This is a genomic window from Mammaliicoccus vitulinus (assembly GCF_029024305.1).
In the GTDB taxonomy this organism is placed as follows: domain Bacteria; phylum Bacillota; class Bacilli; order Staphylococcales; family Staphylococcaceae; genus Mammaliicoccus; species Mammaliicoccus vitulinus.
In genome coordinates, this window is record NZ_CP118974.1 from 1,033,370 (window position 1) to 1,048,175 (window position 14,806).

Annotated in this window: 13 protein-coding genes and 1 other annotated feature; of the genes, 6 read left to right on the forward strand and 7 right to left on the reverse strand. The window is 32.4% G+C overall.

The features are described from left to right. Nucleotides 1-30: 30 nt before the first annotated feature. Entirely contained in the window at nucleotides 31-2,475 is a 2,445-nt protein-coding gene (locus PYW35_RS05260) for a transglycosylase domain-containing protein (RefSeq protein WP_103322701.1), read from the reverse strand. Between the two features lie 100 nt (nucleotides 2,476-2,575). Then, nucleotides 2,576-2,763 (forward strand) — a binding site (T-box leader). 52 nt (nucleotides 2,764-2,815) lie between these two features. On the opposite strand from PYW35_RS05260, the gene tyrS reads away from it, so the two are divergent. The 3 genes from tyrS (at nucleotide 2,816) to PYW35_RS05275 (ending at nucleotide 5,627) form a co-directional block, all read left to right on the forward strand. After that, complete coding sequence (gene tyrS, locus PYW35_RS05265) at nucleotides 2,816-4,078, forward strand: tyrosine--tRNA ligase (RefSeq protein WP_103322700.1); 1,263 nt, start codon at nucleotides 2,816-2,818, stop codon at nucleotides 4,076-4,078. Nucleotides 4,079-4,206: 128 nt separating this feature from the next. Next, nucleotides 4,207-4,785 carry a LemA family protein gene (locus tag PYW35_RS05270; RefSeq protein WP_016912195.1) on the forward strand — a complete coding sequence of 193 codons (579 nt, stop codon included), beginning with the start codon at nucleotides 4,207-4,209 and terminating at the stop codon, nucleotides 4,783-4,785. Further along, nucleotides 4,785-5,627 (forward strand): TPM domain-containing protein, encoded by an 843-nt coding sequence (locus tag PYW35_RS05275; protein ID WP_016912196.1) that lies wholly within the window; start codon nucleotides 4,785-4,787, stop codon nucleotides 5,625-5,627. Before PYW35_RS05270 ends, PYW35_RS05275 begins: the two co-directional genes overlap by 1 nt. A gap of 114 nt (nucleotides 5,628-5,741) precedes the next feature. Here PYW35_RS05275 and PYW35_RS05280 read toward each other — a convergent pair whose 3' ends face one another. Then, complete coding sequence (locus tag PYW35_RS05280; protein ID WP_103322699.1) at nucleotides 5,742-6,995, reverse strand: S1C family serine protease; 1,254 nt, start codon at nucleotides 6,993-6,995, stop codon at nucleotides 5,742-5,744. Nucleotides 6,996-7,162: 167 nt separating this feature from the next. On the opposite strand from PYW35_RS05280, the gene PYW35_RS05285 reads away from it, so the two are divergent. Next, complete coding sequence (locus tag PYW35_RS05285) at nucleotides 7,163-7,801, forward strand: lysophospholipid acyltransferase family protein (protein WP_103322698.1); 639 nt, start codon at nucleotides 7,163-7,165, stop codon at nucleotides 7,799-7,801. Nucleotides 7,802-7,967: 166 nt separating this feature from the next. After that, a complete protein-coding gene (locus tag PYW35_RS05290) occupies nucleotides 7,968-9,083 on the forward strand; it encodes an HAD family hydrolase (RefSeq protein ID WP_016912199.1) in 1,116 nt (371 codons plus the stop codon). Nucleotides 9,084-9,258: 175 nt separating this feature from the next. Here the strand turns inward: PYW35_RS05290 and serA are convergent, their stop codons facing one another. From serA to PYW35_RS05305, 3 genes are all read right to left on the reverse strand, one after another. Further along, entirely contained in the window at nucleotides 9,259-10,854 is a 1,596-nt protein-coding gene (serA, locus tag PYW35_RS05295) for a phosphoglycerate dehydrogenase (RefSeq protein ID WP_016912200.1), read from the reverse strand. Further along, nucleotides 10,847-12,004 carry a pyridoxal-phosphate-dependent aminotransferase family protein gene (locus PYW35_RS05300; RefSeq protein ID WP_103322697.1) on the reverse strand — a complete coding sequence of 386 codons (1,158 nt, stop codon included), beginning with the start codon at nucleotides 12,002-12,004 and terminating at the stop codon, nucleotides 10,847-10,849. The genes serA and PYW35_RS05300 overlap by 8 nt, the downstream gene beginning before the upstream one ends. 111 nt (nucleotides 12,005-12,115) lie before the next feature. Continuing rightward, nucleotides 12,116-12,559 (reverse strand): SACOL1771 family peroxiredoxin, encoded by a 444-nt coding sequence (locus PYW35_RS05305; RefSeq protein WP_103322696.1) that lies wholly within the window; start codon nucleotides 12,557-12,559, stop codon nucleotides 12,116-12,118. A gap of 73 nt (nucleotides 12,560-12,632) precedes the next feature. Between PYW35_RS05305 and PYW35_RS05310 the strand changes: the two genes are divergently transcribed. Then, nucleotides 12,633-13,385: a glycerophosphodiester phosphodiesterase gene (locus PYW35_RS05310; protein WP_103322695.1), complete on the forward strand. Its 753-nt coding sequence runs from the start codon at nucleotides 12,633-12,635 to the stop codon at nucleotides 13,383-13,385. 108 nt (nucleotides 13,386-13,493) lie between these two features. Here PYW35_RS05310 and rpsD read toward each other — a convergent pair whose 3' ends face one another. Further along, nucleotides 13,494-14,096, reverse strand: a complete 603-nt coding sequence (rpsD, locus tag PYW35_RS05315; RefSeq protein ID WP_016912204.1) for a 30S ribosomal protein S4 — start codon at nucleotides 14,094-14,096, stop codon at nucleotides 13,494-13,496. 225 nt (nucleotides 14,097-14,321) lie between these two features. Further along, nucleotides 14,322-14,786, reverse strand: a complete 465-nt coding sequence (locus tag PYW35_RS05320) for a GAF domain-containing protein (RefSeq protein ID WP_103322694.1) — start codon at nucleotides 14,784-14,786, stop codon at nucleotides 14,322-14,324. Between the last annotated feature and the right edge of the window lie 20 nt (nucleotides 14,787-14,806).

The following is a 14,806-nucleotide window of genomic DNA, read 5'->3' on the forward strand; positions in this document are numbered from 1 at the left end:
CAGACTCTTTTTTTTAGCTACTTTATTAATTTAGTCGCTACTTGGTGGTGCAGTGCTTGTACCACTGGATGGTTTACTATTACTTGAATTACTACTTGATTTGTATGACCACGCTTCTTTAGAATTCTTAGAAACTTTTTCTTTAGGTTTAACTTTTGATGATGTATTCGGATCAATAGATTGACCTAGACGTTTTAATACGTAGTCTGATTGAATATCTTTCTTAGATGTATCAACCTTATCTGATATTAAAGTAGATGAAGCTTTAGGTTCACCACTACTACAACCGTCTGTTGAATTAGTGTATTGGCAAATTGTATCTTCTTTAACTGTACTTGGTCTAGTGAATTCACTATCATAACCTAGTTTTTCTCTATCAGTAGAAGACAATGCGTTAACCATATCTCTCCACATAAATAATTGATAGTGACTATCTTCATCAAATGTAATAGGTTGATCATAACCCATCCATATACCAAGTGTTACTTTTGGTGTGTAACCTACAAATAAACTATCTTTAGCGTCTTGTGATGTACCTGTTTTACCAGCCCAATTACCATCAAATGTATCTTTAATTTGATAACCAGAACCGTCGTCAAGGACACCTTCTAAGATGTTTGTCGTTAAATATGTTGTAGATTCACTAAATATACGTTTAGGATCTTTCTTATGCTGATAAATGACTTCACCGTCACGTGATTTAATAGATTCAATCATGTAACTGTCATTATATTCACCTTTATTAGCTAATGAGCTATACCCATTTACATCTTGTTCTAGCGTGAAATCAGCTGTACCAAGTGTAAGAGCTAATCCATCTTGCACATCTTCAGGTACTGTCATACCCATTTTATTTAAGTTTTCCCAAGGTTTATAGTCTTGTACGTTACTATATAACCTCAATGTACTTAAGTTCAATGAATTTCTTAATGCATAGTCTACTGTTACTGGACCGAATTCTCTTCTATCGTAGTTATCAGGTGAATACCCTAGATAATCGAATTTTTTGTCCAATAGTGCAGTATTTGGTGTGATTAAACCATTTTCAAATGCAGGTGCATAAGTTAATAATGGTTTCATCGTTGAACCTGGTGAACGTTTAGCTCTAGTAGCATGATTGATTTGTGATTTTTCATAATCTCTACCACCAACAAATGCTAATATTTTACCAGATTGATTTTCTTTCAGAAGGGCACCAACTTCATGTTGGAATTCTTTAGAAGCTTTTTTACCTTCACTATTAGTGTAATCTGCTTCTCTATCCCAAGAATATCTTCCCGAATTGTTTTTAACGTCTTGAAGTTTGTCATACATATCTTTTTCAATTGTTGTATCGACACGGTAACCTTCATTACGCATAGCTGTATTTGCTTTTTCGGTATATTTTGTCATAAGGACAGGTGTTTGATCTAATTCTTTTTTAGAGATGTTGTCCTTTTTAGCTAAATGATACTTAAGTATATCAATTGTACGACTTTCCACTTCCTCAGTTAAGAACGGATATTTTTGATTCGGTTCTTCAACTTTATCAACAAAAGATTTTTTGATGTCGAATTTTAAAGCTTCATCGTATTCTTTTTTAGTGATTTTTTCTTCTTGATACATTCTTTTAAGTACATAGTGTTGTCGGTTTATACCGTATTGTAAAGATTCATCATCTTTTAAATCACCATTTGGTAAGAAAGGTGTGTAAGTATATGGATTCTGTGGTAATCCTGCTAGATATGCAGATTGCGCTATGTTTAAATTTTTAGCTGACTTACCAAATACACCTTGAGCTGCAGATTCAATACCTGCTATATTCGAACCATTAGAATTACGGCCAAATGAAACAACGTTTAAATAACTATCAATAATTTCATCTTTTGATAAATTCTTCTCAACATTCATTGAAAGCAACATTTCTTTAGCTTTACGTTCAAATGATGTTTCATTCGTTAAAAGTTGATTCTTAACAAGTTGTTGCGTTAACGTACTACCACCTGAAGAATTAGCACTACCCAAAACTTCTTGAACTGAAGCTCTTAAAAAAGCTTTAGGTACAATACCGTTATGGTTATAAAAATCTTCGTCTTCTGTTGAAATAAGGGCGTTTTTAACGTTTTCACTTATTTCATTTCCTTTAATAACATCCCTTTGGACATCACTTTTTAATCGACCAAGTGACTCTCCAGAACCAAAATAAACAGATGTACTTTCGGTCATTGAATAAAGTTGTTGCTTAATTTCTTTCTTTGACATCACTTTTTCATCTTTGACAAGTCCTGCAAAGTATCCGCCACCAATACCCAATCCTAATGCTAACAATAGACAACTTATAAATGCGATGATGAAAAATAAATTGCTTATAACATTGTAAGTCGTATGGAATATTAACTTTGGAGACCATTTTGTTTCTTTAAAAGTATCTTTATATTTCTTACTTGAACGATTAAATTGATCTTTGAATTTGTTTTTAGACTGATTTGAACTCAAATTTTTACCTCCAATCTAATCATTATTATTATAACATATATACATAGTGTTGACTTTTAAAAAAGTAACGTATATACTTTGTAATTAATTACATAAGGTAATGAACTAAAGGAGAAGTAATTGTTATATTCTTTTAAAGAGAGTCAGTGGTGCTGGGAACTGATAAAGCGATAACGGTGAATACACCTTTCAAAAAAAGTTCAACGTTTTAATGTACGTAACATTAATAAGCGATAATGTATTATACATTATAAGTATGGTGGTACCGTGTACTCAAGCACCCTTACATTTTATTGTAAGGGTGCTTTTTTATATTATATTTTATGAGGAGGACTTAATAATGGCAAACGCACTTTTAGAAGATTTAAAATGGAGAGGTCTAATTTATCAACAAACAGATGAAAGCGGAATTGAAGAATTATTAAATAAAGAGTCTGTCAAAATATATTGTGGAGCAGATCCAACTGCAGATAGTTTGCATATAGGGCATTTACTACCATATTTAACTTTAAGAAGATTTCAAAATCATGGACATACACCTATTGTATTAGTGGGTGGCGGTACTGGTATGATTGGTGATCCTTCTGGTCGATCAGAAGAGAGACAATTACAAACTGATGAACAAGTTGAAGAGAATGTACGTGGAATTATGAATCAAATGCATAAAATATTTGATTTTGAAGGTGAAGATTCTGCGATATTAGTAAACAATAAAGATTGGTTAAAAGAAATTGATTTAATTTCATTCTTAAGAGATTATGCTAAACATGTTGGCGTAAACTACATGCTAGCTAAAGATTCAGTAAAGACAAGATTAGAAATGGGTATTTCATACACTGAATTTACGTATATGATTTTACAAGCGATTGATTTCGGTTACTTAAATCAAAACTATAATTGTAAAATGCAAATCGGTGGCTCTGATCAATGGGGTAACATCACAACAGGATTAGAATTAATGAGAAGAATGTATGGAGATACTGAAGCATACGGTTTTACAATTCCATTAGTGACAAAAGCAGATGGGAAAAAATTCGGTAAGTCTGAATCAGGTACAATTTGGTTAGATAGAAGTAAAACTTCAGCTTATGAGTTATACCAATTCTGGATTAACGCTCAAGACGCAGATGTTGTGAAATACTTAAAATACTTTACATTTTTAGATCGAGAAGAAATTGATAGATTAGAAAAAACAGTTGAAGAAGCACCACATTTAAGAGAAGCACAAAAAGTATTAGCAGAAGAAATGGTTGGATTCATACACGGTAGTGAAGCAGTAGAAGAGGCAAAAAGAATTACTGATGCGCTATTTAAAGGTGATATTAAATCATTAACAAAAGCTGAAATAGAAGAAGGTTTCAAAGATGTACCAACAGTTCAAGTAAGTCCAGAAACAGTACAATTTGTTGATTTCATCATTGAAGCTGGCATATCACCTTCTAAACGACAAGCTCGTGAAGATATTAATAATGGTGCTATTTATATTAATGGTGAACGTATACAAGATGTTAATCATGAAATAACAAGTGAAGATAAAATTGAAGATGAGTTTACAATTGTAAGAAGAGGTAAGAAGAAATATACGATGGTTAAATTTAGCTAATTTGAGATTAAAAGCACAATAAAGAAATCATTTATTGTGCTTTTTCTTTTATTCATTGACCAGTATTAGTATGACATTTATTGTATAATTAAATAGAGATATATTTATAGAGAAAGGGAGAAAATTAAATGAAAAAATATTTAGGACCCATTATTGCTGTAGTAGCAGTAATCGTAATTGTAGGTTTGATAATGATCGGACCATATAATAGATTGGTAGGTTTAGAAGAAGAAGCAGATAAATCTTTGTCTAATATTGATAACCAATTGCAAAGACGTGTCGATTTAATACCTAATTTAGTTGATACTGTTAAAGGTTATACTAAACACGAAGAGAAAGTGTTTAAAGACGTATCTGATGCACGTAGTAAATTAGCTGGAGCGAACTCACCAGAAGATAAAGCACAAGCTAATGATGAAGTGAATAGTGCGTTAAGTCGTTTAATTGCGATTAGTGAAAATTACCCTGATTTAAAAGCAGATAAGCAATTTACTGGTTTAAGAGACGAACTAGCTGGAACTGAAAATAGAATTGCAGTAGCTAGAAAAGATTATAATGAATCAATCAATGAATATAATCAAGCTACTCGTAGATTCCCATCTAGTATCGTTGCAGGATTGTTTAATTTTGATAAAAAAGAATATTTCCAAGCTAAAGGTGAAGCTAAAGATGCCCCTAAGGTAGACTTTGGCGGAGATGAATCTTAATGAAGTCAATGTTTAAACGATTTTGCGTATTGCTTATCATAAGCTTTTTTTCACTAAGCTCAATTGTACAAGCAGCAGATGACAAGTTTCCTAAGTTAGAACAACCTGTTTTTGTCCAAGATCATGCGCATTTAATCAATGATAAGGATAAAGATAAAATCAGCAAAAAGGGTCAAAAATTGCAAGATGGTACGGATGCAGATATTTTGTTAATGACAATGAAATCTGTCGGACAAACACCTAGACAAGATTATGCTTTAGAAGCGGGTAGACATTACAAAGTTGGTGATCAAAAACATAACAGAGGTATTGTGATACTTTTGAATATGGACAACGGTAATGAATATAACAATAGAGGCATCGATATTGCAGTTGGAGATGGTTTAGAAGGTGTTCTTAATGATGCTAAAGTCGGTGAATTAATTGATACTAACTTTATGCCTTATCAAGAAAAAGCTTCTAGAACAAACGATGCAAAAAAAGCGAAAGCTTATTATAGTCAAGGATTAACGAAATTATATGATGCTGTTTGGGATGAAATTGCTAAAAGTTATGGTTATGACGGTAAAGAATTTACTGAAGATGAACCTCAAAGTAGTGGTTTAGGTAAAATTCCATTTGTATTCTTCATATTATTCATCATTGTGTTCTTCATTATATACTTGAAAAATGGAGGCGGAAAACCGCCTCGTGGTGGTAGTGGAAGAGGAACAAGACGTGGAATGGCAGGACCATTTATATTTGGAGGATCATCAGGTAGTTCTGGTGGTGGATTCTCCGGAGGTGGTGGCTTCGGTGGTGGCGGTGGATTCTCTGGCGGCGGAGCCGGTAGAGGATTCTAGCAAGCTATAAATGAGTTTAGGTCATCATTATCCAATCTCAAAATAAAAGATCTCTTCATTAGGTTATAGCCTAGTGAAGAGATCTTTTTACGTTCTGAAATATTAGGTATATATTTAATTTTGTTCTTTTAAAGTTATATTTGTATTATGTTCTTTACCATTTCTTATATATTTAATTGTGATTTTATCTCCAGGTTTCTTCTCTTTATATATATAATTTTTGATATCTGACACATCTGAAACATTATGCCCATCTACTTCAATAATAACATCATCTTTTTTAAGACCGTTATTTGCCTTTTCATCAACTTCCGAAATATATACACCTTTATCGGTTGTTAATTTTAATTCTTTTTTGTATTGGCTTGGAATATCATTAATAGAAATCATACTTATACCAATATAAGGTCTTGTCACTTTACCATCATCCATTATGTCTTTAATGATATTGTCTACTTCATTACTAGGTATTGCAAAACCGATGCCTTCTACATCAGAGCGAGATATTTTCATTGAGTTAATACCAATTAAGTTACCATTTAAATCAATTAATGCACCGCCAGAGTTACCAGGGTTGATGGCTGCATCTGTTTGTATAACAGTTGCTTCAGTAACACCTTCAGAAGTTTGTACGTTCATTGTACGTTCTTCAGATGAAATGATACCTTGTGTAACACTGTTAGCAAATTCTAAGCCTAATGGATTACCTAAAGCAAACACTGTTTCGCCAGCTTTTACTTTAGAAGAATCTGCGAATTTAAGTGGTTTAATGTTATAGTTTCCTTCTATTTTTAAAACAGCTAAATCTGTCATGACATCAGTACCTACAAGTTTAGCTTTAACGGACTTATCATTGTGAAGTCGTACTTCAATTTCGTTTGCACCTTCGATAACGTGGTTGTTCGTAACGATATAAGCACTGTTTTTATCAGATTGATAAATGACACCAGTACCAGTACCTGTTTCTTGAGAATCGCCAGATTCACCTGAACTTTTACCTCCGAAGAATGATTCTAATCCACTTGCTTTTTGCTTGTTAATCACACCAACAATCGACGGAGATACTTCCTCAATCATTTTGGATACGGATTTATTACTCGATTTATTATCTTTAATATTACCGCCTTTTTCATTCGCTGGAGCTTTCGTTATTTTTGCTTCGTCATTGTAATTATTGACGACATCCATAATTTTAGTACCGCCGATATATAAAGCAAGTATTAAAACGGCACCAACAATTCCTGATAAAAATGGTATAAGACAACTTTGGTACCAAGGAATCTTATTTTTCTTCTTATAATAATAATCATTAGAAGTTGTTTGATTTAATTTTGGATTTTGGTTATCCCCATTATGATTCTGATCCATTTACATGCCTCCTTAAACATTGTCCATAAAATAATTATTATAGATATTGCATTAAATTGCCAATGATATGATGTTTTTTAATTGTTACAATATTTTGTATGAAAACTTGAGACTATAGTAGTAGAGTGATAAAATATGAATATCATTAAGAAGAGAGTGGTCAATAAATGTATAAATTTGCTAGTACTGTTTTACATATTGTTTTCCAAAAGTTTGGTAAACAAGTTATAACAATCAATAAAGAGAAGGTTCCAGATGAACCGTATATCGTAACTTGTACACATACAGGTTATGTCGAAGTCATCATGTTAGCGTTAAGTTTGTATCCAACTGAAATTAATTATATGGCTAAAAAAGAATTGTTTTCTAAAGACTGGTCAAATAAGTTCTTTCATTCTGTAAATGCTTTTCCTGTAGATAGAGAAAAGCCTGGACCAAGTACATTAAAAATTCCAGTGAAACTACTTAACAAAGGTAAAAGTGTTGGCATTTTCCCTTCAGGTCATAGAGCTGAAGCAGGAGGAGCACCATTAAAAAGAGGTGCAGCAACAATAGCAGTATTAAGCAATAAACCGATTGTACCTGCAGCTTTTGAAGGTCCTAACCAAGTGAAATCAATGTTTGGCTTTAGACAAAAATCATTTATAAAATTCGGAGATCCGATTGATCCAAGTACTTTTTCAAGTGATTTAAAGAAAAGCGAAAAGATTGCAAAAGTAATGGAGTTATTAGAAGAAAGAACGAATACATTACAAAAAGAAGTTACATATATAGCAAGTAAAGCGCAGCAAAAATCATTAAAATAATATAGGGAAAAGCTCATATACTTTCTGAAGTGTATGAGCTTTTTTTCTTTTTAGAGCGTGAATATTTATAAAGCGTTTACATTGTAGAGTTACTATAATTCTACTGTTTTCACTGAGAAACTATGCTAAAATTATAATCAGAATGTTCAAAAAATGGAGGCATATTATGAAACAAGTATTATTTGATGTAGATGGTGTGTTTTTGAGTGAAGAAAGATGTTTTGATGTATCAGCATTAACAGTTTATGAGTTGTTACATAGTGAATCATTTTTAAATTTAAAAGGGTCTATCCACTTAAATGATTTAAAAGAAAATGATATCGAGCAAATAAGAAAAGATATATTTATTGATGATAAAATTTTAAATCAACTTAAATCATTAGGCTTAAATTCAAATTGGGATATGCTTTTCATTGTTATTAGCACACACTTAATTGAATTGTTAAAAAAAGAAAATGTTACAAATTTAGATTTGAGTCATGACAATTTTAATGAAGAAACATTACAAAGCTTCGCAAAAGATTTAGAAGGAGCACAAATTGATTTTGAAACACCACTTCAATTTTTATCTAAAGCAACATCAGGTAAAGAAAATATTTATCAAGATTTGATCGCTTATGCAAAAGATCAATTAAATGTAAATGATGCTTCAATTTTTGAACTCAAAAGTAAATTCTGGGATATTGCTCAAGAAGTATATCAAGAGTGGTATTTAGGTACTGAATTGTACAAAGAAGTTGAGCATAAGACACCTAGAACAACATACAAAAACGGTTATATTAAAGAAGAAGTCGTGTTGGCAGATATAGACGCAGTCACACAACTACTTGAAGATTTAAAACAAGCTGGTTATCAAATAGGGATAGCTACTGGTAGACCTAGAACAGAAACATTAGTACCATTCGAAACAATAGGGTGGTTAAAGCAATTTGACGAGTTCCATATCGGTACTGCTTCAGAAGTGTTAGAAGCTGAAACAACATACCCAGAACTTAAACCATTAGGTAAACCTAATCCATTTAGTTACCTTATTGCAAATAGTGGTAACAATCCAGACAAGTACTTAACGTATATAGAGAACCAAGAAAATATCTTTGAAAATGAAGACATATATATTGTTGGTGATTCATTAGCAGATTTATTAAGTGCTAAAAAGACTGGCGCTACATTTATAGGTACATTAACAGGCTTAAAAGGCCAAGCAGCTAAAGCAGAATTGGAAGCAAATGATGCTGAACATATTGTAGATAATGTATTAGATATTAGAAGCGTATTATTATAATAAGCTAGATTAATGTAAAAGAGCGTAAATTCTTATTCTTTTAAGAATTTACGCTCTTTTTATGATATATAATATTTCTTTAGGCAAGCATGCACTTTCAAAATCGCAAGATTTTAACCTAATAAAAATATCTCTTCGCTAGGCTATAACCTAATGAAGAGATATTTTGTTTGAATTACAATGAATTATTAAGTTCTACTTTTTTAATACTTTGGAATCCATCTATCGCAAATAAATCAGCGATTGTTTCGTCTGAAGCTTCATCATCGATTGATAATATCATCAATGCTTCTCCGCCTATAGAATGTCTTCCTAAATGCATAGAAGCGATATTAATACCATGTTCTCCTAAGATTTGTCCCATTTTACCTACGATACCTGGACGGTCGTTATGATGTATTAATAACATATGTTTTTCTGGTTTAAAGTCTACAGGATAATCATTGATACGGACAATTCTCGGACCATATCCATTTAATACAGTAGAACCGATTTTTATAGAATGATCTTTATTCACTAATTCTAATTCAATATAGTTACTGAATCCGTGTTTTTTACTATTTTTTTCAATTTGGTAAGTTACACCTTGTTCATTCAGAAGTACAAGTGCATTGATCAAGTTAACGTGATCTCCTAAATCTTGTTTTAAGACGCCCATTACAAGTTGTCTTGTAATTAAACTCGTATCATCCAATGCTATTTCACCATGATATTTAATTTTTAATTCTCGTGGTCCTTTTTCGAATAGTTGAATACCAACTTCACCGGTAGTTCTACTTAATTCAACGAAAGGTCTTAATTCTTCTTCAACTTCACCTGTCATTTGCGGAGCATTAACTGCGTGAAAAACGTTGTTGTTTTCAAAAATATCTATAATTTCATTAGCAACAGATACAGCAACTTTTTCTTGAGCTTCGATAGTAGAAGCACCTAAATGTGGTGTTACAATAATTTTCTCATGTTGTGTTAAAGGTGTATTATTTGCTGGTTCTTCAGTAAATACATCAAGTGCTGCTTTTGCTATTTTACCTTCATCAAGTGCTTTAATCAGTGCATCTTCATCGATGATACCACCTCTAGCAACGTTGATGATTTGTAAGTTTGGTTTAGCAATATTGAAGAAATCTTCATTTACAAGACCTTTTGTTTTAGGTGTAAGAGGGGTATGAACAGTTATGAAATCAGCTTGTTCAGCTATTTCTTCAACTGTTGCTCTCGTAATATCTAATCTTTTCGCATCATCACTTGATAAATATGGATCAAATGCAAGGATGTTCATACCGAAACTTTGAGCGCGCTTAGCAACGCCAAGTCCGATTCTACCTGCACCGATTACACCAAGTGTTTTTTTGTATAATTCAGTTCCGCGATATTTTTTTCTATCCCAATTGCCTTCTTGTAAAGAGCGGTGTGCTTCTGGAATGTTACGAGCCATTGATAGAATCATTGCCATTGAATGTTCAGTAGCTGATATTGTGTTTCCATCAGGAGCATTAATAACTAAAATACCTTGTTTAGTAGCGTGGTCGATGTCGATATTATCAACACCAACACCAGCTCTTGCTACAACGCGTAAATTCTTCGCTGCATCTAAAATAGGTGGTGTTATTTGTGTTTGGCTTCTTACGATTAAAGCATCATAGTCACCTATAATGTTAATAAGTTCTGATTCACTTAGACCGGTATTGATATCTACTTCGAATTGTTCATGGTCTGTTAAACTTTTTAAACCTTCTTCTGATATTGGATCTACTACGATTACTTTAAACATATTGATTAACTACCTCCTGGAATTTTGTAACACCTTTACCGAGTACTGATTCTTCACGTATTTCTGTAAGTATCACTTCTAATGCACTTATAAATTGCAGCATATCATTTGGAGAAACTTTACCCATATGACCAACTCTTAAAATTGTACCTTTTAAATGTTGTTGACCACCTGCGATTGTTATGTTGAATCTACTAAGTAATTCGTCTTTAATTTGTTTAACTTCATTTTTGTTTGGTACAAAAGCAGTTACTGTTGGAGAAGCAAATTGATCTTCAACTAATAATTCCATATCTAAAGCTTTTAAACTTTCTCTTACTGCTGTTTTACAAACTTCATGTCTTTTAATTGTGTTTTCAAATTTTTCTTCACTAATTAAATCACAATAAGCTTGAACACCTCTTATAAGAGATACAGCTGGTGTGAAAGGTGTTGAATCATCATTTAAAGAAGTTATGTATTTATTTAAATCTAAATAAAATCTTGAAGTCGTCACTTCTTTAAAACGTTCAATTGCTCTATCGTTATACGCTACAAAAGCAGCTCCAGGAGGTAACATAATTGCTTTTTGACTACCTGAAACGAGTACGTCGATAAGATCTTTTTCCATGTCTACTTGAACTGCGCCGATAATACTTACACCATCTACTACAAAATATGTATTAGGATTAAATGTTTTTACTAATTTTCCTAATTCATGAATAGGGTGCTTTACAGAAGTTGAAGTTTCACAGAATTGTGTAAATACCGCTTTAATATCCACATTAAGTGAGTTTAAATATGTTTCAAATTCTTCTAAATCGACACCTTTTCCCCATTCAACTTCAAAAATATGTGCATTGAAAGGATAAGAAGAAGCTATTTTTCTGAATCTATCGCCAAAAGCGCCTGAAACGATAATGACAATATCATCTTCTGGATTAACTGTATTAACCATAGCTGCTTCTAAAGCACTCGTACCTGACGAAGTAAGAATAGCTACAGGGTGCTTGGCCCCAAAAATTATTTGTAAATCTCTTGATGCTTGATGAATGATTTGACTAAATTCTTTCGTTCTATGCCCTGTCATAGGTAGATTCATTCTTTCTAAAATCTCCCTTGGAACAGTGGTAGGACCTGGTGCGAGTAATAAAGAATCGTGCTGATACATATATATACACTCCTTACTGAATTTATGTTCTATATTGTAGCAAAGAAAATAATAAAATAATAGTGAATATATTGAAAATTCAGATTAAAACGCTTTCATTTTGAAAACTTATTAAAATCTTATTTCACCTGATGCTACAACTTGAACATTTCCAGCTAAAGCACGTGTAACCATACATGATTCTTCTGCTTTTTGAACAAGCCTATTTAACCGTTTTTGTAAATTTTCGTCCGGTTCTTCACTTAAATAAATAATAGGGAAATGTTCAATTTTTTTATAAGTAATAATGTCATTTTCAACTTCAACATGACCTTTAGATTCTACTTCAATTCTTTCGATTTCAATTTTTGAACGTTCGATCATAGCTGCTAAAGTAATCATATAGCAAGTAGAAGCAGCTCCAAGTAACATTTCATCTGGATTAGTACCAATTTCTGGTCCATCCATTACTTCTGGAATAGATACGCGTGTTGATAAGTTATTTGTAGTTATATGACCAGAAGCATTTCTGCCTTTAGTCCAAGTTCCTTTTAAGTTAAAAATATGTGTTGTCATAGTCATGTTCCTTTCTTTAAATAAAAATATTTGGGTATAATCTATAGTATGACTGATTATTAAGGAGTAAACAATGAATCTGTATAATCCACATTCTATAATTAAAGTAGCACATAGAGGTGTGCCATCGCTAGTCCCAGAAAATACAATCGCATCTTATAAACATGCACTTACATTAAATATCGATATGCTCGAAATAGATATACATAGAACGCGAGATAATAAACTCGTTATTATTCATGATCCTACAACAGATCGTACTTCATTAGAAAAAGGCATAATCAAGAACTTAACATATAAAGAACTGGAAAAATACGATGTAGGTAAATGGAAAGGGGAATCTTTTGTAGGAGAACGCATACCGCTTTTTGAAGATGTTTTACAGTTAATTAAAAATGTAGATATTAAATTATTAATAGAAGTCAAACAACCGGAAAAATATCCAGGTATAGAAGAACAAATTCTTAAATCTATAGATGAAAATGGCATCAATGAAGAACAAATTATCATACAGTCTTTTAACAAAAAATCAATTCAGAAATTCCAAGCATTAAGACCAGGAATTAAATTAGGCGTCCTCATAAAAAAGAAAGATAAGTTTATAAGTAAAAGTACTATAAGAAAAATAGGGGCGTATGCGAACTATATCAATCCAAATTACAAAATCGTCACAAAAAGATTTGTAGAAGCGGCACATCAATCCAACATGAAAGTATTACCATATACTATAAATGATAAGCAGGCAGCTCACGATATGCTTGCGATACATGTCGATGGCATTATAACAGATTACGCTCAAAGTTTAGAAGAATGGTTAGAAGAGTAGGTGAGGTTGATAGAAGACCTTTGAAATATGAACATATTAAAAAAGCTTTTTATAAATTTAGACACAAAAAAACCACTTTCAAAATGAAAGTGGTTTTCACAATAACGATTAACGAGAGTAGTACTCAACGATTAATTGTTCATTGATTTCAGCTGATAATTCGCTACGTTCTGGAACGCGTACGAAAGTACCTTCTAATTTGTCAGCATCGAATGTTAAGTAATCAGGAACGTGGTTACTTAATTCTGTTGATTCTAACACGATGTTTAATTTTTGTGATTTCTCACGAATACCAATAGTTTGACCTGGTTTTAAAGAGTAAGATGGGATATCTACACGAGCGCCATCTACAGTTACGTGACCATGGTTAACTAATTGACGAGCTTGACGACGAGTACGAGCTAAACCTAGTTCGTATACTACTGCGTCTAAACGAGAAGCTAATAGTGCCATGAAGTTATCACCATGAACACCTTTCATGTTACCAGCTTTATCGAAAGTGCTGCGGAATTGACGTTCAGTAATTCCGTACATGAAACGTAATTTTTGTTTCTCTTGTAATTGTTGACCATACTCAGATAATTTAATACGTTGAGTTGGACCGTGTTGTCCTGGTACGTAAGGACGTTTTTCTAATTCTTTACCTGTGCCGCTTAATGAAATACCTAAACGACGTGATTTTTTCCAGTTTGAACCTCTAAATCGTGACATAATGAAGTTCCTCCTTTTTCTTGTTTAAATGTTATGAAGAAACAAGAAAGAATGTTAAATGCTCATAAGGATATGTTATGTTTTTGTGTCTTCACCTTGCAGCCGCGGTTACACAACACACCTTCTTTGGGAATAACATAGAGCCCTATAATATTTAACTGCTACTTTCGTTAATTCACACAAACGATATTATACCTTTTTGGCAAGGTGATGTCAATTTATATTTTATATATGAATATGCTTTTCAAGAATTTGAACGAGTAACTCTAAACCTTCAAGATCCGCTTTATCAAATCTTGATTTAATCGGCGCATCAATATCTAACACACCAATAATTTCTTTGTTATAGTATATAGGTATAACGATTTCAGATTGGCTGTTAGCATCGCAAGCTATATGTCCGGGGAATGCATTAACATCTTCTATAAGTTGGGATTTCTTTTCAGCAACTGCTGTACCACAAACACCTTTTCCGATTTCAATATCAACGCATGCTGGTAATCCTTGAAATGGCCCAAGCTTTAGTGCATTATTTTTTATAAGATAGAAACCTACCCAATTTATATTAGGTAAGAATTGATTAATAAATGCTGATGAATTACTTAAATTAGCAATTAAATCTTTCTCACCTGATAATAAGCCGTCAAGTTGTCTACTAAGTAATGTATAATTTGGTTGATTTTCCGGCATTTTTTATTCCTCATTTCATC

Coding starts and splice junctions, on each gene's coding strand:
- PYW35_RS05270 (WP_016912195.1), top strand. CDS start 4,207: ATGAAAAAATATTTAGGACCCATTATTGCTGTAGTAGCAGTAATCGTA.
- PYW35_RS05275 (WP_016912196.1), top strand. CDS start 4,785: ATGAAGTCAATGTTTAAACGATTTTGCGTATTGCTTATCATAAGCTTT.
- serA (WP_016912200.1), bottom strand. CDS start 10,854: ATGTTTAAAGTAATCGTAGTAGATCCAATATCAGAAGAAGGTTTAAAA.
- PYW35_RS05280 (WP_103322699.1), bottom strand. CDS start 6,995: ATGGATCAGAATCATAATGGGGATAACCAAAATCCAAAATTAAATCAA.
- PYW35_RS05285 (WP_103322698.1), top strand. CDS start 7,163: ATGTATAAATTTGCTAGTACTGTTTTACATATTGTTTTCCAAAAGTTT.
- rpsD (WP_016912204.1), bottom strand. CDS start 14,096: ATGTCACGATTTAGAGGTTCAAACTGGAAAAAATCACGTCGTTTAGGT.
- PYW35_RS05310 (WP_103322695.1), top strand. CDS start 12,633: ATGAATCTGTATAATCCACATTCTATAATTAAAGTAGCACATAGAGGT.
- PYW35_RS05305 (WP_103322696.1), bottom strand. CDS start 12,559: ATGACAACACATATTTTTAACTTAAAAGGAACTTGGACTAAAGGCAGA.
- PYW35_RS05300 (WP_103322697.1), bottom strand. CDS start 12,004: ATGTATCAGCACGATTCTTTATTACTCGCACCAGGTCCTACCACTGTT.
- tyrS (WP_103322700.1), top strand. CDS start 2,816: ATGGCAAACGCACTTTTAGAAGATTTAAAATGGAGAGGTCTAATTTAT.
- PYW35_RS05290 (WP_016912199.1), top strand. CDS start 7,968: ATGAAACAAGTATTATTTGATGTAGATGGTGTGTTTTTGAGTGAAGAA.
- PYW35_RS05320 (WP_103322694.1), bottom strand. CDS start 14,786: ATGCCGGAAAATCAACCAAATTATACATTACTTAGTAGACAACTTGAC.